Genomic DNA, 19820 nt, shown 5'->3' with positions numbered 1-19820 from the left:
GAACTGAGCGGGCCGATGGACAGCACCTTCGGCCCGTTACTGGCGCTGATGGGGAAAAATAATCCGCACAGTGTGATGACGGCGGACAACACCCTCAATTTGCAAACCTTCCTGACCCGGGTCACGCAGGTGCGTCTGAAACTGCAACAAATGAACACCAGTGACGACCCCCCGGAGATGGCGGAGAGGCTGGCCCAGACGGTGTTTCAGGGCAAAAGCGCCGACCTGACGGAGACGCAGGGCTATGGCAATCTGATGGCGGCCAGCTTGGGTGACCAATGGCGCGGTTTTGGTCAGACGATGTTCGTGCGGCCATTAAACCAGGCGTGGCAGGGGATACTGAAACCTGCGGCGGCCAGCCTGAACGCACAGTGGCAGACGGCAATCGTCGCCAACTGGAATACCGCCTTTGCCGGTCGTTACCCGTTTGCCGGTGGGGAGAGTGACATTTCGTTGCCGATGTTGGGGCAGTTTATCCGTCCGGACACCGGGCGCATTGAGCAGTTTTTGACGCGTCAGTTAGGCGGGGTGCTGCACAAAGCGGGTAACCGCTGGGTACCGGACCGGGTGAACGGTCAGGGATTGCGTTTTAACCCGCGTTTCCTGAAAGCGGTGGATCAGCTCAGTCAGCTATCGGATGTGCTGTTTGCGGACGGCAGTCAGGGGCTGCGGTTTGAACTGCGTGCGCGAGCGGCGCGGGATGTGGTGGAAACCGACCTGACGATAGACGGTCAGAAACTGCGTTACTTCAACCAGATGGAAAGCTGGCAGCGTTTTCGCTGGCCGGGAGAAACCTATAAACCGGGAGTGATATTGACCTGGACCAGTGTCAATGCGGGCGCGAGGCTGTTTGGTGATTATTCGGGAAGCTGGGGGTTGCTCCGTTGGTTGGAACAGGCGAAAGCAGAAAAGCTGGATGAAAGCCGTTATCGGCTGACGTTTACTATGCCGGACGGTTTACCGATAACCTGGATATTACGCACGGAAATGGGCCGCGGGCCGCTGGCGTTGCTGAAACTGCGGGGATTTACGCTGCCGAAAGAGATTTTTATGGTAACGCCGGGTGATGACACGCCTATGTCAGCAACGGATGACGATGATTGGGAGGCAGAATAATGTTGCAACAACTCCTGGCAAGCTGCTTTTCCGGGCGGGATGCGTTTGCCGAAGCACGGAAAAGCACCGCACGGTGGGAAAATTGGCTGCTGCCCATCAGTGCCGGGGCACCTGTTGGTGATGATCCGGTCTATAACGACGATTTTCAGCGTATGCGCGAGGAGGTCAATAAACTCAGTGGCATTGATACGACCCTTATCTGTGAACTGGCGGAAAAGCTGCTGACCACCCAATGTAAAGATGTGCGTGTAGCAGCTTATTATGTGTGGGCACGTCTGCATCAGGATGGTGAACGTGGCCTGGCAGAAGGGCTGGCGTTGTTAGCCGCATTAGCTGAACGTTTTGGTGAGGCGTTGCTGCCCTGCCGGGCGGACAGTCGTAAAGCGGCATTCGAGTGGCTGACCGGCGTTAAAATTCAGGACAGTCTGTCACGTTATCCCGAGGTGGAACGGTCTGGCTTTGAGCACATTCTGGCCGCATTGGCGTTACTGGAACAGGTCTTTGCTACCTGGGATGAAGGCACCCGTCCAACGCTTATCGGATTGGCGGGAACACTGGAAAATCGGTTGGCACAATCGGGTGGCGTAGAGGCGGTCATCCCCCAAACGGTTGCACCGGTGTCGCTCTCTGCGGTACAACCCCCTCCAATTGCATGGCACCCGGTACAATCCGGGCGCGATCTGTTGGATCAGGCCCGTGAATTGGCGCGTTATCTGTGCGACCAACCCCAGGGCTGGATCTCTTCAGCCCGGCTGATGCGCAGTATCCGCTGGGATACCGTGCATCAGTTGCCCCCACAGGATGTCACCGGGTTGACCCGGCTAGCCTCTCCCCGCACGGAATACCGCGTTCAGCTAAAACGGCTCTATCGGCAACAGAATTGGCGTGAGTTGTTGGAACAGGCTGATCAGATATTTACGGAAGGTGCCAATCATTTCTGGCTGGATTTACAGTGGTATCTTTGTCAGGCGTTAAAACAATTGGGATGCCCTTATGAAGGGTGGGCTGACATTATTAAACAAGATTTGAGCATCCTGCTTGAACGGCTGCCGGGGCTGGAGAATATGGCTTATAACGATGGCACGCCGTTTGCCGATGAGGTGACCGCCGGCTGGATAGCCCAACAGGTTCACATCAATCAAGCAGATTGGCTGTTTGAGCACAGGCCGATGCTATCCCGGCCTGATGATGACATTTTGTCCCTTGAACCGGAGGCATTACAACTGGCAGACAGTGAAGGCATGGATGCTGCGCTGCGTTGGCTGGGGCAACTGCCGGGGATAAATGGGGTTCGCCACCGTTGGTTACAGCGCTTGCTGATGGCACGGGTGACTGAACAATGCGGCAAGCCTGACATGGCCCTGCATTTGTTAGCTGAATTGAATGCCAATGGGCCATTCAGTCTTGACGAATGGGAGCCGGAACTGATGTTTGAGGTCAAAGCGTGTCTGCTTAAGTTGTTGCGAATGAAAGCGCAACGCAGTGAACACGATAAAACGAGTATGGCACAACGCAGAGAGACGTTGCTGGCTGAATTGGTGGCGATTGATCCCGTCAGAGCTGCGGTATTGTGTGGCTGATTGCCCTGGAACACAGCAGGGCAATCTTATCCCTGTTCGACACGTTTTTACCCTCTCCACTGTATTTATTCTGAACCGTTTATCACTCACTTGAGGACAATTCGATGGATGATTTAATCCTGCGCTACTACGAGGCAGAAATGCGCTACTTGCGTGAAGCGGGCAAAGAGTTCGCAAAAGCCTATCCTGACCGGGCGGCCATGCTCAATCTAGATAGAGTCGGCACACGTGACCCCTATGTGGAGCGTCTGTTTGAAGGCTTTGCCTTTCTGATGGGACGCCTGCGTGAGAAGCTGGATGATGACTTGCCTGAATTGACGGAAGGGCTGGTCAGCTTACTGTGGCCGCATTACCTGCGTACTATTCCTTCACTGTCCATTGTGGAACTGGGCGCGGATTGGGCACAGTTGAAACAGCTGAAAAATCCGGTGCAGGTGAAAAAGGGCTTTGAGGTGCTTTCGCAACCGATCGGCCCACAACAGACCCGGTGTCGCTATACCACCACCCAAGCGGTTCAGTTGCTGCCTATGGCGCTGACTGATGCTGCCCTTAAGGCTGAACCGGATGGCCGTTCTGTCATTCGCTTGCATTTTGAGTGCGGAGCCTTGGTGGATTGGCACCAAATTGATTTGAGTCGTTTGCCTCTGTATCTGAATGCGGACAGCCCGTTGGCCTGTGCGTTACATCGAGCATTGACGCTACAGACGCAACAGCTTTATTTGCGCCTGCCCGGCCAGCCTGACCGTCAGCCGTTTGACGGGGTATTCTCGCCGCAGGGATTTAGCGATGAGGAAAGACTGTGGCCGAAAGGGGACAGTGCATTCAGTGGTTATCAGCTGCTGCTGGAATATTTTACCTTCCGCGAGAAATTCATGTTTGTCGCGCTTTGTGGGCTGGAAAAGCTGACTATTCCCGACAGAACGCCGTGGTTTGAGCTGGATGTGGTGCTGTGTGAAAGCTGGCCTTGTGAGTGGGCGTTTTCTGCGGAGCATATCCGTTTGCATTGCGCCCCGGTGATTAATCTGTTTCCGCTGGAATCCGATCCGTTGCCATTGTCACCGTTGAAAACGGAGTATTTGCTGCGTGCGATGCGCCTACAGGACGGGCATACCGAGATTTATTCGGTAGATGCGGTGGTGTCCTCGAAACGCAGTGAGCACCAGTCGTATGTGCCCTTTAGTAGTTTCCGCCACAAAGGCGGTATGTTGCGCCATGACGCGCCGGAGCGTTACTACCATACTCGGGTGAAACGGGGAGTGTCGGGTTTGTACGACACCTGGCTTATTCTGGGTGGGGAGGAAGTTGATAATGGTGGATCCCATGAAGCAGAAAATCTGTCACTCACGATGACGGGCACCAATGGACAACTGCCTCGCAGGGCATTGCAGGAGACGCTGCTGGATACGGCGGTTTCTCCCCCTTTGGTGGGACTGACCGTGCGTAATCTGTGTGAGCCGACATTGCCTTGTTATCCGCCAAACCGGGATCGCTTTCACTGGCGGGTACTCAGTCATCTCGGCTCCAATTTCCTCAGTTTGATGGATAACCCGGAAGTGTTGCGCGGTACGCTGGCCCTGTACGACTGGACCGACGATGACATGAACGTGCGCCGTTTGGCGGCCATTGTGGCGGTGAAACATGCACTTATCGAGCGGTTTGAGCAGGGGTGCTTGCGACGAGGAGTGCACATTGAAGTCACGCTGGACAGCAACGGCTTTTCAGGGACTGGGGATATCTGTCTGTTCGGCGAAATGCTCAGTCGCTTTTTTGCTTTGTACACCGATATCCATCTGTTTAACCGGCTGACGCTGATCTTACAACCCACAGGGGAACGTTTATTATGGCAAGAGAAACACAGTCAGCGCATTCCCGGCTAATGTCCCTACTGAAAGCCGATATTTCGACGCTCAATTTCTATCAATTCTGTCAGGCAATTGAGCGCATGGTCCCGGATCGGCGACTTCTGGGCAGTACGGATAATCCCGCCGATGACGTGATACGTTTCCGGCCCCATTCGGGGATGGGGTTCCCTATCGGTGAACTGAAAATGATAGAAACGGACAGTCGCTATCCGGATCATCCACCGACGGCCAGAACCACCTTTATGGGGCTGTACGGCGTGGATTCCCCGTTGCCGACCGCTTACCTGAATGATATCGCTCAACATCGGGAAGGGCATGACGCGATTGAAGCCTTTCTGGATATGTTTAATCACCGGATATTCACCCAGTTTTACCGTATCTGGCGTAAGTACTCCTACCCGGCGACGTTTGCCGCCGGGGGCAGCGACCAAACATCTCAGTGTTTACTGGGGCTGATTGGCTTGGGCATACCGGGCAGTCAGCAGCAGATTACCACGCCGGCATCCCGTTTTTTGGCCTTGCTCAGTGTGATGCGTCTGCCGACCCGGACGGCGGAAGGGGTATCGGCGTTGGTGACATTGCTGGCACCGCAGACCCGTGTCGTGGTGACGCCATCCTGCCCGCGGCAGATCCATCTGATGCAACCGGCTGTTTTTTCAGACTCACAGCCGATTTCCCTATCGCAACGTACCGTTCTGGGCAGGATCGGTACGGATATCAACAGCCAGTTATTGCTGGCGCTGCATACGGATTGCCCGGAGGAAGCGCGGGGTTGGTTGCCGGGCGGGCAATTGCATACGGATTTATTAGTGTTGTTGCGCGTTTATTTGGGCTGGCGGTACCGGGCCCGGCTGCAATTGACCCTTCAGACCCGAATATTACCGGTACCAGTGTTGGGCGGGCCGCCTGTTCAACTGGGGCTGACCGGGGTGTTAGGGTTGAAGGCTGAAGATAATCGGGGAGCGGTACCTGACAAAATGACGGTGGATCTGGGGGATTATCAGGGGATACCGCCGGACAGTTATCAAAACACAGGAGGACACGATGTTAACTATTCCTTTATATAAAGCCGTGCCAATGATAGTGGCAGTAACCTTACTGCTGACCGGTTGCGGTCTGACTCAGACAGTAACGGATGGCACGGTATCCGTTACGCACACCCTTTTTCATCGACAGGTGAAAACATTACGGCTGGATTTTACGCCCCGGGCAACGGTCAACACGGATGGTGAGGAAAATGTTGCCCTGTCCGTCCCTGCGCTGGTCCGGGTTTATCAGCTGCGGGATAACAAAGCGCTAGAAAAGGCGGATTATGCGGATTTGCTGGAGAACGGCGACCGTGTACTCGGCACCGATTGCCTGGCGAGCGGGGAGGTGGTAGTCAAACCCGGGGGACATGCCGCTCTCAATATGCCGATGGCGGCGCAGGCGAAATATGTCGCGGTGGTGGGTCTGTTCAGACGTCCTGATTTAGCTGGGGCGACCTGGCGCACCATCATCAGGCGCAATGCGCTGTTACCGGATAAGCCTCGCACCATTGAGTTGAATGCCGATGGCTTGACTCTGTTGCCTGAAAAGGAGTGAATTTATGAAAAAGAAAATCAACAAACCTTCCCTGTATGAATGCCTTTTCGGCAACTTTAGAGGAGGTTTGGATTTTCATCAGGTCAGCGAAGAAAACCAGGTGATTTTGTCGGTACTGGACAATATGCAGTGTATCCTCAATTGCCGGGCGGGTTCGCTGACCCATCTGCCGGATTATGGCCTGCCTGATCTCAGTGCTATCCTGCAAGGGCTGCCTGCGTCGTCACAGAGCCTGATCACGACGATTGAACACACGCTGTTGACCTATGAGCCCCGCTTGAAGCAGGTCAGTGTCACGTTATTGCCGGAGATTGAACCGGCGCGTTTGCGTTATGACATCCACGCCGAACTGAAAGGGGTAGGGTGGGTGCATTTTGATACAGAATTTGTCCCGGAAGGGAAAGTCTTGATCCGCCATCTGCGCCAGCAAGGACGGATAGATTAATCTGCGGTGGGGCTACTATTTCACCAACGCTTTCTGTTGTCCCGCCACATTAATCACGCTGATTTCAGCAACAAACTTGGGTGAAAATAAAGTGATGACTGAAAATATTGTCTATACCGGGGATGATCCCCGGACGCAGCCTGAATTCAGTGTGCTGAAAGACGAAATAAGCAAACTGAGTCATCCGGCACGGCCTGACGTTGATTGGGCCAGAGTTGAACAGCTTTGTTTGACACTGTTTCAGGTCAACGGTGTAGAACTGCAAACTGCCGCTTGGTATACACTAGCCCGGGCACAACGTGCCGGATTAACGGGTATTGATGAAGGGTTGGCACTGATTGAAGGGTTAGTGACCCATCAATGGTCGCAATTCTGGCCTCAATCTACACAGGTACGAGTTGAGATATTTGCCGGGCTGGTCGCACGGCTACAGCAGATATTGCGGACCTGCGTTTTCGCCTATATTGACCTGCCGCTGATTTATCGTGTGGAAAAGGTTCTTGAGCATCTGTGTGAAGTGCTTCAACGTCTGGAACTGAAATATGTGAGTCAACTCGACAGCCTCCGCGTGTGGCTTCACAACAGCGCTCAACGCTTAGAGCGTCTGAAACCGGAAACGGGGATGATGCCTGTTGGTTCGGTCTCCTCCGTACAATCTGGGGGGTATGCTATTTTGACGCCCACAGAACACCGTCGGCCACAGCTGATATATGTCGTGCGTGAAACTGTCTCTGGTGTACACCCCCAGGGCAATGTGGTCCGGGCTTTACCTGTGTCCCGCTGGAAAGTCTGGCACGGTTTTGTCGCGGGCGTCGCGCTGTGCGTGCTAGCAGTGACCGGCGTCTGGGGGGTGAATGAAATGCGACAAGCACCGCCGTTGGTGCAGGCACTGCGGGCGACCACGCAACCTTTGCCGGGGACGTTGCTTCCAACGCAGCTTGCGGAGTTACGCCACCCGGACAAAGCAATGCTGTTGAGCCAGTTGCAGGATGAAACGCTGGCAGCCAGTCGGGAGAGGCTGGCAAGTTTGGATGCGTTGCCTGCATTGTGGCGATGGGAATACGGTGCGCAGTTATTACACCAATTGCGAACATTGTGGCCAGCCAGCCAAATGGTGCAAGAGATGGATAAACAGTGGCAACAGCAACGTGAAGCCACGGCGTTACCTGTCTCTGAACTGGAAAATTACCATCTGGCCCAATTGCGTCTGCAACAATTGGCTGCCCAACTTGATGCGCTGGACGAAAAACGCGGTCGTTATCTCACCGGTTCTCAATTGAAATCGATGGTATTTGGCATTCAGCAACCGTTGATGAGGACACCGCCATTGGAAGAATTGCTGCGCCAACTGGCCGAACAGCAAAAAAGGGGCGCGGTTTCCCCGGCATTGTGTCAGCAAATTAACACCCGTATCAATCAATTACTCAATCGTTATGCACTGCTCACGCAGTCTGTTATCCATTAATCAATGTCTTATCGCCACAGGTTATTTAGAGTTTTTGTTTATTAGCACTGTTTGTTTAACAGGCCAGTTTTCATTTTATTTTTGTTGAAAAGTGAAAGTTTATTTAAGTATCTGCAACGAAAGCTATTAGCCGTTGCTAATAGGGATCATAAGAAGCCCCCACTCGAGTCATTGGTGACTTAGTGGTGGGAGCAAGTCACGGTGATTGGTAGAATGGTACGCTTATTCAGCGCTTAAAAATCCCCTAAAGAGGGATTGAGTACAGAGAAAGTTTGTGCTTGGTGCAGTATTATTTATATATTGATATCACGTCGAAAATTTTGCTCAATAATAACTTTGTATCTTCCAGCGTCATCGTGTTTAATTTTTGTTTGAGTTTATTAGCATCGGTGTATGAAGTTGAACTCGATGTGTCTAAGCCTAGAATTAACCACTCAATTGACGTATTGCTGGCGTGTGCAAGTGCAGCCACTTTATCAATTGATGGGTAAGTTAAACCGTTTAAGTAATTCCAGATTGCTGTTTCTGACAGACCACAACGTCGGGCAAATGTGGCGATTGGTTCATCTTGCATGGCTTCACGTAAACGTTGACCAAAATGAGTGGTTCTATCATCAAGGATCCCTAAAATTAACCATTCTATTGACGTATTGCTGGCGTGTGCAAGTGCAGCTACTTTATCAATCGATGGGTAAGTTAAACCGTCCAAATAGCTCCATATCGCTTTATCGGACAGACCACAACGCCGGGCAAATTTGGCGGTGGGTTCATCTTGCATAGCTTCACGTAAACGCTGACCAAAATGGGTGACCCTATCGTCAATGATCATGCGATCTGGCTTATTACTTTTTTTACCTTTTTGAGTGGTTTTTTCTTCGTGTGAATCTGTCATTGAGTAGTTTCTCGCAAATTTGAGAAAAAAAGTGGTTTTGGCTTTACATATTCTTTTTTATTCAATATTGTCTACCTATAAATAGTCATTTATGGTTCTTATTAGAACGCGTAAGCGTATCATGCCCATATAATATATGCGAGCAGGCAGGATTGGTATTGCATAATGAAAAAGTCTTGGTGGAATTTTATGCAAAAGTGTTATTTGTGAACAATCGGATAGACAGTGAAATTAGTTTACATGTAAAAATATAACTATATGTCACCATAATAAGAAATTTCATTGTGAAATAATATCATCTTTTATTTTATAAATAGAATAAAATCATCGTGTTTTTTGACGAATAAATTATTGTGGCCTAATCTTTCTTCAAAGAATATATTATTTAATAAGTGAGGATTTTCTATGTCAAATAAGAGAACTAATCAGCCGAATAATATCGATCCGCAATTAATTCATATGTGGGAAAAAAGTCATGAACCTTGGGGAGCTAAAGATCTGCAATCAAGGTTTATCTATGCTAATCCGGCTTTCTATCAACTGCTCAACTTGCCTGAATATTTCGATATTACGAGGCTTTCAGCGGGAGAATTACCCTCATCTACCGCAGAACATGAAGAGGAATTCTGTCGTCAGGATCAAAAAGTTATTCAAACTATGCAAACAGTTACGTCACTTGAAACTCACCTGTTTGGAAAAAATAACATTAAGCAAACCTACCGCTGTGATAAATACCCACTTTGTGATGAAAATGGTCACTGCATTGGTATTATTTTTCATATGTCCAAAGTTCAAAACTTTTCTACTTCTTATTACTGTGAAAGAACATCTCCAGCGGAGCTGGAATTCACACCGCCTAACGACATACTGACGCAAACTGAGTGGGAAGTGCTCTTTTTGACCTTGCGCTCACTGGATGAAGAAAGTATCAGTGAAGAGTTAATGATGAGTACAGAAGATGTTGTTAGTCATATTCAGTCAATTTACCAAAAATTTAATCTGCCACAGCAGATAGAATTGAAAGATTTCTGCAAAGAAAATAACTTAGATCGTTATGTTCCTGAAAGATTCGTTACTGTTGGTAGTAGGGAATTATAAATTTATCACTAACATAACTGTACAATAGGATTTTACTATGAAAGACACTAATCAGATAACTATTTCATCGCAAATAGTCAACACTATGGGAATAAATAATGATCCATGGGGAGTCAAAGACAAAAATTCATGCTTCATTTATGGTAATCTGGCTTTAAAGTCTCTCAAGAATTTCTCAGACTCATTTGATTTTGAAGGGCTTTATGATGATGAACTCCCCTGGAATGGCGCTGAGTTTGCAAAAGAATTTGTTGCACATGATAAAAAAGTGATGGAAAAAAATAGAAGAATATGTTCACTTGAAACTCATGTTTTTGGGAAAGAAAAAATTCTGTCGTCTTATTTCCAGGAAAAATTTCCAATTTATGATGATAAAAATGAATGCATTGGGATCCTTATTCATGTATGGAAAGCGCAGGATTTCTCATTGACTCGTCTGTATCATGGAAAACTTCCTGCATCTATTATGTTTCAGCCACCAACTGATTTATTTACACAACGGGAGTGGGATGTTATTTTTCTCTCCTTGCATAAATACACCAGTAAACAAATCGGAAAGATATTGAATATTTCCTATCGCACTGTTGAAGCCCATATATTTCGGATATATAAAAAGATCGGCGTAAATTCCTGTTATCAATTGGAAGAATATTGTCGCCTTAATGATTTTGATCTCTATGTACCAGAAAGATTTGTGCACCCAGAAAGCAGAATGTTTATTTAATCCCTTATAGTGGGCTTTTTATGAAGAAGAACTATATGATATCGCCTCAGATTATCAATACAATAGAATTAAGCAATGAACCGTGGGGAATAAAAGATAGTTCTTCATGTTTTATTTACGGTAACTTAGCATTAAATTCTATTAAGAATTTCCCTGGCTCATTTGATTTTGAGGGGCTTTATGATGATGAACTCCCTTGGGATGGCGCTGAGTTTGCAAAGGAATTTGTTGAACATGATAAAAAAGTGATGGAAAAAAATAAAAGAATATGCTCACTTGAAACCCATGTTTTTGGGAAAGAAAAAATTCTGTCATCTTACTTTTTGGAAAAACTTCCAATATATGATAATAAAAATGAATGTATTGGGCTTCTTTTTCATGCATGGAAAGCCAAAGACTATTCATTACTCTATTTGTATCAATATTATGATAAACTCCCCCCATCCATTTTGCTCCAACCACCGACAGATTTTTTTACTGAATGTGAGTGGGATATTATTTTTCTTTTTTTACAGAAATACACAAAAAAGCAGATTGGAACAATATTGAACCTTAACTCTAGTGCAATTGAAAACCATATGATCAGGATATATCATAAAATAAACATTAACTCCCATCTTCAATTAGAAGAATACTGTCTAGTCAATAATTTTTATCGCTATGTGCCCGAAAAGTTCTTATTATATTAGCGTCCTGTATTCTTTGGTTACTCTGTCTATCGTATTAACATGAAGTAATCTTATCTTGAATGCCTAATTGACTGATGTAGAAGGAATATAACCCGTAATCCTTATCGATTATGTTTATTTTTGCCTTCTTTTATACCGTATTTTCCATTATTTTTTAAGGTCTGATTATATATGAATCAATCGAGAGGGAAAAATTTTCCTTTAATTACGCATCAGCTAACAAATATGTGGGATAGAAGCTCTGAACTGTGGTTTGTAAAAGATAGAGAATTCCGTTTAATTTATGCGAACAGGGCATTTATTAAAGTTAACAAACTCCCTAAAGATTTTGACGTTATTGGGTATTCTGAACAAGAATTATTGACGCCGTTTCATCATTTTGCCGATTTGTTTGAAGAACATGACCGTAAGGTTTTAACACAGATGCAGCGAATCTCATCCATAGGGATTTACCCTTTTGGCAAAGGTGAACGATTTAGATCTTATTTTTATAATAAATTCCCATTAATGGATGAAAATAATCAATGTATTGGTGTCGTTTCCCATGCAAGAGAAATAGAATATTTTGCAATAGCTCATTATATTAAACATCATATATTTACCCCTGTTAAGCTTAAGCCACCGAATAATATATTAAGAGCGAAAGAGTGGGTGGTTATTTTTCTATTTTGCTGCGGTCTCAGTAATAAAGATATAGCAGTCGAAATGGGTATTTCATGCCGTACTGTGGAAAAGTATTTCGAAGATATCTATGAGAAACTTTCTGTTGGATCAGTTATGGAGTTAAGATTATTTTGTAAAGAAAATAACTATGATCTTTATATTCCACCAAGATATTATAAACCTATGGGCTATTTTTTATTAGATTAACATTATGGCCTGCCACGTTTTAGGGGTTAAAAACTAGGGATTAAAAATAAGAATATCGGCTTGTCTATCAGTATCCCGTAAATTCAAGCTTGGTTTTTTAGGTTGGCATATATAAGCAATTAGATCGGCGGCGATTTCCAGCAGAAAACCGAGCTGACTGCGATGCCTTGAATGCTCTATCTGAGAAATATTTTTGAGTTGGTCGATGACCGTCTCTATCTTATACATGTCTGAGGATTCTCCACGATTTTGTTTTCTTTGACGAAAACTGTGATCGTCCCTCAGGCACTTTAGTTCCCTTCTTAAACGAATCTCAGGTTTATTAATAACCCGCTTTTTCCATAAGCGGCTGAAAATTTAACGGTATTCAGCAGATGGGGCAGGAAACGACGAACACGCGTTGGCGAGTGCCAGCGCCAATGTTTCCCATGCCAGGACAAAGGCAACCAGAACCGCCATCCTTTTCTGCTGCAACATTCTGGCGATATTGAACACCGAAGTCATACCCGAGTAGCGCGCAAGATTTTTGAGGCGCGCGGCCGGGAGTGCACTTAAGTTGTCAGCGTGCAGACCAAAATCAGTCAGTGTTTTCCAGCGTTCAACCGTCTCATTAAACGCGGGACCATGCAGTTTTTTTACATGCTTATCAAAAAGCAAGGCGATAAACTGAGCGTCATTGAGATAATGGCTGTCGGTCAGACGACGTAAAACGTGCTCTACATCATCCATTTTTTCTGTGAGTCTGGCCAACTACCGGTGCATATCACCAGATGAATAATTCTTTTTTGCCAGCAGAGATACCGCATAATCATACAATTCCTGTTCAGTCATGCCTGACTCCTTTCGTAGCGAATCCCGTTTTTCCCCACGGATAATCCCTGAATTTTCTCCGCCATCGCCGACCAGAGTGATGTTTTACGCTTGTGTTTTTCGTAGAGGACTCTGAGATAAGTTTCTGTTCCCGGGAGCTGCGGACTCTCTTCCAGACCTTCGCTGTAATCGATGGCTTTTTTCATGTCTGATGCGGCATAGCTGTAATATTTGCTTTTTGCCTGGTGAATCACATCTTCCACCAGAATACGACGTAACCGCGTGGCTGTAAGGGCATAGCCGTGTTTATACAATGTGCTGGATAATGTTCGGATAAATGAGTTCGTCAGATATGCAAGGGAACTGATGAGTTCTTCTTTGGGGGTGGCTGTAATACAATTGTCGATTAAATCAAATCGTGCTATATCTGAGGCGAAACATATATAGGGGGCTGACCCTTTTTCTTTTGCAATATTCAGGAATGACTGAATATTATCGTTTCCTTTCCCACTGGCTTTTGTGTACAACCGATAGAAACGGGTATCACATCGAAAAGAAAAGGCTGCAATTGATTTATCCATGGCCTCATCACTTTTTCCGTCTTCAATCAGGGCAGTAATAAATAACTCATCCCATGTAGCCTTGTCTGAATATTGTTTATCGCCTTGCTTATCCATATATAATAACAGTTCAATGGCTTCCCCGGGACGCACCTCATCCATGAGCAGCCTTGCATAATCAAAATAATGCTCAGGTTGACAGAACTCTCCTTTTTTTAAGGATTCAGACAGGAAATCGATATCCCTTATTAGTATGCTGATATCTAATGCTTCTCGGTGGCGTTTTTTTTGATAATACATATCCCGTACTGCGCGTAAAACATCTGAGCCAAGTAAAGCGCGATACGTTTTGAAAATTCCAGATCCAAAATAAATTTCATTGGCAATAAAATCAAATATCTTTTTTGCAATAAATACGGGGTCACCGTTTTTTTGTGCGGCCAGTGATTTCATCCATGCGTCCAGCACCACGGAGTAGTAGTCCATCCAGCTTCCACTGGAGGTGTCTGAGTTCTCACTGAATCGCTCAAAATCAAGCATGATTTTTACACTCAGACGTTCCACTTGATCCGGGAGTGTACCTGCTACTTTCTCCAGTGGCTGCGCAATACTGCGTGTCAGATCGTCATAAAACGCATCCGCTTCGTAGTAATCATAAAAACGTTTACTTTTAGCCTGCCGGTTGTACTCCTTCTCGATAGCTTTGAGTATGTCCGGGGCGGATAACAGATATCCGTTCACCAATGTGGATTTGGCCTGCTTATTATCCTGTATCAGGTCGTGGATAATATTAACCAAAGTTTCATGGTTCATGCCACTTAATAATTCACTCTGTTTTTTATTCAGTTCGGTTGCCATGTTACCTCCATATAGATTCATTCTAATTAAAGCGCAAATACGTTATTTGAAATAACTACAATCGGACCCCGTAATCAATCTGTCTCTTAGTCACATCTGCAGATCAACTGACTTGGCAAGCAAGTAACCGTCCATCAGCGTTTGTAGTAAGAACCAGCCCTCCCAGAGTCTTTCCCAGCCTACCCTCCCAGTATGTTTAGAATCAGACCAACCAGCCAATTTACCCAAACTGATATACGCCTAATACAGACTCGGCGCTTTCTTTGGCAGATGTTGTTTCTCCTGCTTTGACCACAATAACTTCCAGGCCAGTGGGCTGAGTATCTCTTCACAACATTGCTTTTACAAGCGAAGGCTCTCCCCTTGTTTCCCTTTCGGCACTTTCAGACTCACTTCTGAATAACAAACCTCACAGTGCGCCACACGGGCTTGACGTCTGCCTTTCTGCTTAACGCCAACCTGTCGGTCTCCCGCACTTTTTAATGTCTCAACAAAATCATAAAGTTTATCTTCGCTTTCTTCATCAGCAGAGGAATTTAAGGATTGCACGAGGGATTGTCCTGTCTGGTTGGCGAGTGAACCGGTGAGCTGAACCAGACGCTTTGTGCATCGTTTATCGCCTAATTTAGCGTGTTGAAACGTGTTTTTTGCCCATTGCTCGGTGTTGGCTGAAAACATATCGGTTAGCTTATCTGTGGTTTTTTTGTTGAGATCGATGACTGGAGCAAGAGTTCAACAGGAATGCAGGAAAATATCAAAATATTTGTGTAGAAGAGACAGGGTAACCGACGGGTCTATTCACCTCAGACCCCGTTTACTAAATCACCTTTAGCATCAATAGGCACGCCTTGATAAACCCAATCATCAATGGCGGTAATAACTTTACCACCATGATCGGTTAGGTCGTTTAAACGGATCACGGCTCTGTTTGTCATATTTATAACTCTGTCATTAATGGTAGTATTTGTAGATCCCGCAAGCAGATTTCAATATCATTGGCTTTATTGATATGTTCTTGATTTTCTATGTCAAAAATATCTTTTGTCGTGATAATCAATGAGCCTTTTTTGTCATTTTTATCAGAAATAGATATTATTTCTTCCGCCATTGGGACTAAAGTTGAATCTATTTCTATTGGTAAATAGAGCATCCAGCCAGCATAAACTCTATCTGGGAAAACTTGTTTTTGTTTTAATGAGTAACCTCTTGTATCTACTAGAATAAATGGAGAGTTTCTAACCGATATTGAATTTATTAAAAATTCAACAATATCTTGAAAATTGAATTCACCTTTGTCTAAATTGATGCTTATAGATATATTAGTTTTACCTAATCTAACTGGATTAACATGGATTTTATCTTCGCCCATATATAGAATACTGTTGTTGTTCTCATCGATTCCATCAGATAATGATTTCACAATAAATCTAGAGTTTTCATTATAAGTTTCTTTAAAATCCTCTATAGCGTACTTAGTAGGTCCATTTTCATCAAATGCGTTATTTTTTAATCTTTCTTCTTGAGTATAACCAGGCAAACACCAACCACTTTTTCTAGTTGTTAACCTATTTATCTTGCATGTAATTTGATATAAATCAAGTAATGCATTTTCAGGAGTTAAAGCCTCATTTGAATCATGAAATAATTTTATTCTTGAAAATATCATTGACATTTTTAACTCTCCTTTTTGTGAGAATAATTAAAGCTCAGTGTTAAATACTGTAATGTTAGGAAATATAGAAAGCGCTATAAGGACGTATTCATAGGATATTGGTTCTAGAAAGTGCCAATGGGACTTTGGAATATTATTTAATGTCTCGCATACTAAATTCTGCCGTCTAACCGGATTAATCATACTGTCATGTCCGGACATTTTTCCCTGATGCTTTAAATCATCACTGCCTTCCACAATAGGAAAAACCCCTTTGCACATAGGGCAGTTTACTAAATAACCTTTAGCAGCAATAGGCACGCTTTGATAAATCCAATCATCAATGGCGGTAATAATTTTACCACCATGATCGGTTGTGTCGTTTAAACGGATCACGGCTCTGTTTGTCATATTTATAACTCTGTCATTAATGGTAGTATTTGTAGATCCCGCAAGCAGATTTCAATATCATTGGCTTTATTGATATGTTCTTGATTTTCGATGTCAAAAATATCTTTTGTCGTAATAATCAATGAGCCTTTTTTGCCATTTTTATCAGAAATAGATATTATTTCTTCCGCCATTGGGACTAAAGTTGAATCTATTTCTATTGGTAAATAGAGCATCCAGCCAGTATAAACTCTATCTGGGAAAACTTGTTTTTGTTTTAGCGAGTAGCCTCTTGTATCTACTAAAACAAACGGAGATTTACAATTAGATATTAAATTTTTAATGAATACTATGAATTTCTCAAAGTTAATATCTTCTTTTTTAAGACTAATGCTAATTGATATATTGGTTTTCCCTAACCGGATAGGATTATTATGAATTTCATCTTCGCTTGTATATAAAATACTATTGTTGTCTTCATCATTTCCATCTGATAAAGATTTAACAATAAGTTTAGATTCTTCATCAAAAGTTTCTTCAAAATGTTTTAATGCGTACTCAGTAGGTCCATTTTCATCAAATGCTCGGTACAACAATCTCTCTTCCAAAGAATTCTCAGGTAAATGCCAGCCACTTTTCTTATTTGATAATTTATTTACTTGTTGCACCGCCGGATATAAATCACTTAATGCCACCTTAGGTGTTATGCTCTCGTTTAGATCGTGAAATAGTTCTATTCTTGGGTATATCGTTGTCATGTCTTTACCTTTTTACGCAAAGCAAAATTAATATAATTAAACAACTATCAAATCACAGTATTAAATACTCTAATGTTATTAAGTTTAGTAAATGCTCTAGAGAAATATGCATAAGATACAGGTTGCAAAAAATGCCAATATGATTTCGGCACATTGTTTAAAGTTATACATACTGAATTTTGTTTTTTAGCCTGATAAATCATACTGTCATGCCCAGACATATCTCCTTTTAATTTTACATCTTTATAGAAATTTTTAGGCTCTCCATTTTTAAAAAACTGGTCATACTTAGCTTTAGCTTCAAGAAATAAGCATTGTGCAGGTTTCCAACCATCAAAATTTGTATCCATGCATAACCAAGTCTCAATGATGTTTAATTCAGGGTTGTATATCGTCCCGGCAATTTTTGTTTGATAAGCAATAGTTATTTCCGAATACGATATGGTTTTTTCCCAAACCATCATTACTTTCCCAATTGCCGGACACTTTTCACACTTGGTTCTGGATGAAGCAATCGTTTTTGTATCCGCTTTTGTTCTATCTCCTTCTTTATCTTTGGTGCTTTCCATTACACCAACGGCGACTAATCCCGCAGTACAAGCAGCCAGTGTCCATTCAGCAGCAGCTAAAAGAGCGGGAGCCGCTGGCGCAAGAAGTGGTAATGGCATCTCAATTTCTCCTTTTCAATAAATTATCCATGACCTGTAAATAGTCACGATACTTTTCTCGGCTCTCCGTTTTTCCAGATTAATGTATTAGCTGGGTAAACGGAAAAGACAAGTGCAGCGCGTCAGTGTTGCCCTAAATAGGCCAAAGTGATTTTTCGTCTAATTAAGCGAGCAAATCTTTTTGGCTGGCAATCAGTTTTGCGCCACATGCCGTGTGCATCCCCTCTAATGCGACAGGTTTTCCCTGATGCTTTAAATTATCACTGCCTTCTACAATAGGAAAAACCCCTTTGCACTTAGGGCAGTTTACTAAATCACCTTTAGCAGCAATAGGCACGCCTTGATAAACCCAATCATCAATGGCGGTAATAACTTTACCACCATGATCGGTTGTGTCGTTTAAACGGATCACAGCTCTGTTTGTCATATTTATAACTCTGTCATTAATGGTAGTATTTGTAGATCCCGCAAGCAGATTTCAATATCATTGGCTTTATTGATATGTTCTTGATTTTCGATATTAAAGATATCTTTTGTCGTGATAATCAATGAGCCTTTTTTGTCATTCTTATCAGAAATAGATATTATTTCTTCTGCCATTGGAACTAAAGTTGGATCTATTTCTATTGGCAAGTAGAGCATCCAGCCGGCACTTAGGCGGTCTGGAAAAACTTGTTTTTGATTTAATCTATAGCCTCTAGTCTCTGTCGTAATAAATGGAGAATATCTATGAGAAACCAAATGTTTAATAAAATCGATAAAATTTTTAAGGTTGAAATTTTCTTTTTCAAGTGCAAGATTAATAGATGTATTAGTTTTTCCCAATCTCTTGGGGTTAGAATAAATATCATCTTGACCAATATATGTAATGTTATTTTCTAATTTTTCACTTTCAGGATTATCAATTATAGGCTTGTCAAACAGCGACACTATAATAGATCTTCCGTCATACTCATAAATTTCCCTGAATTCTTTTAAAGCATATTCAGTAATGCCATTTTCATTAAATACATGATTTTTTCTAATTTCTTCTTCACTATACCCAGGTAAATGCCAACCACTTGAATTATTACTGAGGTCATTAATGTTATTCATTAATTGATACGTATCGGCCAATGCTAATTCTGGTGTGATGGCTTCTCTAAGATCATAAAATAATTTTATTCTTGGGTGTATAATGAACATGTTTCAATTCTCCTATATATTATTTTGGTTATTAAGACATCGTAGTATTAAAAGTTTTAATATTGAGAAATGGAGCAAAAGCTTCTGTAAAATATGAATAAGATACAGGTTGTAGAAAATGCCAGTGAGATTTTGGAATGTTATTTAATGCGATACATACTTCGTTTTGTTTTCTGGCTTGCCTCAATATGCTATCATATCCAGACAGTTTTTTCTTACCTAACTTTACCTTACGATAAAAACCATTAGGTTCCCCATTTTTAAAAAATTGATCGTAATTTGCCTTAGCCTCAAGAAATAAGCATTGTGCAGGTTTCCAACCATCAAAATTTGTACTCATGCATAACCAAGTCTCAATGATGCTTAATTCAGGGTTGTATATCGTCCCGGCAATTTTTGTTTGATAAGCAATAGTTATTTCCGAATACGATGTGGTTTTTTCCCAAACCATCATCACTTTCCCAATTGCTGGACACTTTTCACACTTGGTTCTGGATGAAGCAATCGTTTTTGTATCCGCTTTTGTTCTATCTTGTTCACCTTCTTTATCTTTGGTGCTTTCCATTACACCAACGGCAACTAATCCTGCTGCACAGGCAGCAAGAGTCCATTCAG

21 protein-coding genes and 3 pseudogenes are annotated in these 19820 nt (G+C 43.7%); 11 read left to right on the top strand and 13 right to left on the bottom strand.

The features are described from left to right. The 7 genes from ACGF7G_RS20080 to ACGF7G_RS20050 form a co-directional block, all read left to right on the top strand. A partial coding sequence (locus tag ACGF7G_RS20080; RefSeq protein ID WP_387467852.1) for a type VI secretion IcmF C-terminal domain-containing protein occupies positions 1-1116 on the top strand: 1116 nt, incomplete at its 5' end. Next, a complete protein-coding gene (tssA, locus tag ACGF7G_RS20075) occupies positions 1116-2696 on the top strand; it encodes a type VI secretion system protein TssA (protein WP_387467850.1) in 1581 nt (526 codons plus the stop codon). The genes ACGF7G_RS20080 and tssA, both read left to right, overlap by 1 nt. Positions 2697-2800: 104 nt before the next feature. Next, positions 2801-4573: a type VI secretion system baseplate subunit TssF gene (tssF, locus tag ACGF7G_RS20070; RefSeq protein ID WP_387467848.1), complete on the top strand. Its 1773-nt coding sequence runs from the start codon at positions 2801-2803 to the stop codon at positions 4571-4573. After that, on the top strand, positions 4537-5625 hold the full coding sequence (gene tssG, locus ACGF7G_RS20065; RefSeq protein WP_387467846.1) for a type VI secretion system baseplate subunit TssG: 1089 nt from the start codon (positions 4537-4539) through the stop codon (positions 5623-5625). Before tssF ends, tssG begins: the two co-directional genes overlap by 37 nt. Then, entirely contained in the window at positions 5603-6142 is a 540-nt protein-coding gene (gene tssJ, locus ACGF7G_RS20060; protein ID WP_387467844.1) for a type VI secretion system lipoprotein TssJ, read from the top strand. Before tssG ends, tssJ begins: the two co-directional genes overlap by 23 nt. Positions 6143-6146: 4 nt before the next feature. Next, positions 6147-6587 (top strand): type VI secretion system baseplate subunit TssE, encoded by a 441-nt coding sequence (gene tssE / locus ACGF7G_RS20055; protein WP_387467842.1) that lies wholly within the window; start codon positions 6147-6149, stop codon positions 6585-6587. A 94-nt stretch (positions 6588-6681) separates the two neighbouring features. Beyond that, the gene (locus ACGF7G_RS20050; protein WP_387467854.1) at positions 6682-8052 is read left to right on the top strand and encodes a VasL domain-containing protein; all 1371 of its coding nucleotides are present in this window, start codon (positions 6682-6684) and stop codon (positions 8050-8052) included. A 289-nt stretch (positions 8053-8341) separates the two neighbouring features. Here the strand turns inward: ACGF7G_RS20050 and ACGF7G_RS20045 are convergent, their stop codons facing one another. Then, on the bottom strand, positions 8342-8944 hold the full coding sequence (locus ACGF7G_RS20045; protein WP_387467840.1) for a helix-turn-helix domain-containing protein: 603 nt from the start codon (positions 8942-8944) through the stop codon (positions 8342-8344). 405 nt (positions 8945-9349) lie between these two features. Between ACGF7G_RS20045 and ACGF7G_RS20040 the strand changes: the two genes are divergently transcribed. The 4 genes from ACGF7G_RS20040 to ACGF7G_RS20025 all read left to right on the top strand — a co-directional run bounded on the left by ACGF7G_RS20040 (position 9350) and on the right by ACGF7G_RS20025 (position 12325). Next, positions 9350-10042, top strand: coding sequence for a PAS domain-containing protein (locus tag ACGF7G_RS20040; RefSeq protein WP_387467838.1), 693 nt, complete (start codon positions 9350-9352; stop codon positions 10040-10042). A 37-nt stretch (positions 10043-10079) separates the two neighbouring features. Continuing rightward, positions 10080-10766, top strand: coding sequence for a PAS and helix-turn-helix domain-containing protein (locus tag ACGF7G_RS20035; RefSeq protein WP_133815451.1), 687 nt, complete (start codon positions 10080-10082; stop codon positions 10764-10766). Positions 10767-10786: 20 nt separating this feature from the next. Beyond that, positions 10787-11455, top strand: coding sequence for a PAS domain-containing protein (locus ACGF7G_RS20030; protein WP_387467836.1), 669 nt, complete (start codon positions 10787-10789; stop codon positions 11453-11455). 171 nt (positions 11456-11626) lie between these two features. Then, entirely contained in the window at positions 11627-12325 is a 699-nt protein-coding gene (locus tag ACGF7G_RS20025; protein ID WP_387467834.1) for a helix-turn-helix transcriptional regulator, read from the top strand. Between the two features lie 33 nt (positions 12326-12358). Here the strand turns inward: ACGF7G_RS20025 and ACGF7G_RS20020 are convergent. The 12 genes and pseudogenes from ACGF7G_RS20020 to ACGF7G_RS19965 form a co-directional block, all read right to left on the bottom strand. Then, positions 12359-12544, bottom strand: a pseudogene (locus tag ACGF7G_RS20020) (transposase); the annotation flags it as partial. A gap of 192 nt (positions 12545-12736) precedes the next feature. Beyond that, a pseudogene (locus tag ACGF7G_RS20015) lies at positions 12737-12955 on the bottom strand (hypothetical protein); the annotation flags it as partial. Between the two features lie 197 nt (positions 12956-13152). After that, positions 13153-14553 (bottom strand): DUF6880 family protein, encoded by a 1401-nt coding sequence (locus tag ACGF7G_RS20010; RefSeq protein WP_387467832.1) that lies wholly within the window; start codon positions 14551-14553, stop codon positions 13153-13155. Between the two features lie 90 nt (positions 14554-14643). Beyond that, positions 14644-15231: pseudogene (locus ACGF7G_RS20005) on the bottom strand (transposase DNA-binding-containing protein). Between the two features lie 125 nt (positions 15232-15356). Next, complete coding sequence (locus ACGF7G_RS20000) at positions 15357-15488, bottom strand: hypothetical protein (protein WP_387467830.1); 132 nt, start codon at positions 15486-15488, stop codon at positions 15357-15359. Between the two features lie 2 nt (positions 15489-15490). Next, positions 15491-16225 (bottom strand): immunity 52 family protein, encoded by a 735-nt coding sequence (locus ACGF7G_RS19995; protein ID WP_387467828.1) that lies wholly within the window; start codon positions 16223-16225, stop codon positions 15491-15493. A 27-nt stretch (positions 16226-16252) separates the two neighbouring features. Next, positions 16253-16615 carry a PAAR domain-containing protein gene (locus ACGF7G_RS19990; RefSeq protein ID WP_387467826.1) on the bottom strand — a complete coding sequence of 121 codons (363 nt, stop codon included), beginning with the start codon at positions 16613-16615 and terminating at the stop codon, positions 16253-16255. Between the two features lie 2 nt (positions 16616-16617). Then, positions 16618-17352, bottom strand: coding sequence for an immunity 52 family protein (locus ACGF7G_RS19985; protein ID WP_387467824.1), 735 nt, complete (start codon positions 17350-17352; stop codon positions 16618-16620). Positions 17353-17399: 47 nt separating this feature from the next. After that, positions 17400-18020, bottom strand: a complete 621-nt coding sequence (locus tag ACGF7G_RS19980; protein ID WP_387467822.1) for a restriction endonuclease fold toxin 5 domain-containing protein — start codon at positions 18018-18020, stop codon at positions 17400-17402. 163 nt (positions 18021-18183) lie between these two features. Continuing rightward, a complete protein-coding gene (locus ACGF7G_RS19975; RefSeq protein WP_387467820.1) occupies positions 18184-18447 on the bottom strand; it encodes a PAAR domain-containing protein in 264 nt (87 codons plus the stop codon). A gap of 2 nt (positions 18448-18449) precedes the next feature. Continuing rightward, positions 18450-19205 carry an immunity 52 family protein gene (locus tag ACGF7G_RS19970; protein WP_387467819.1) on the bottom strand — a complete coding sequence of 252 codons (756 nt, stop codon included), beginning with the start codon at positions 19203-19205 and terminating at the stop codon, positions 18450-18452. Positions 19206-19236: 31 nt separating this feature from the next. Next, positions 19237-19820, bottom strand: a 584-nt coding sequence (locus tag ACGF7G_RS19965) for a restriction endonuclease fold toxin 5 domain-containing protein (protein WP_387467817.1), incomplete at its 5' end; no start/stop codon positions are given.

Origin of the sequence: Photorhabdus sp. RM323S, from assembly GCF_042879375.1 — a bacterium.
Taxonomy (GTDB): Bacteria; Pseudomonadota; Gammaproteobacteria; order Enterobacterales; family Enterobacteriaceae; genus Photorhabdus; species Photorhabdus tasmaniensis.
This window is presented reverse-complemented; position numbering and strand designations above follow the sequence as displayed.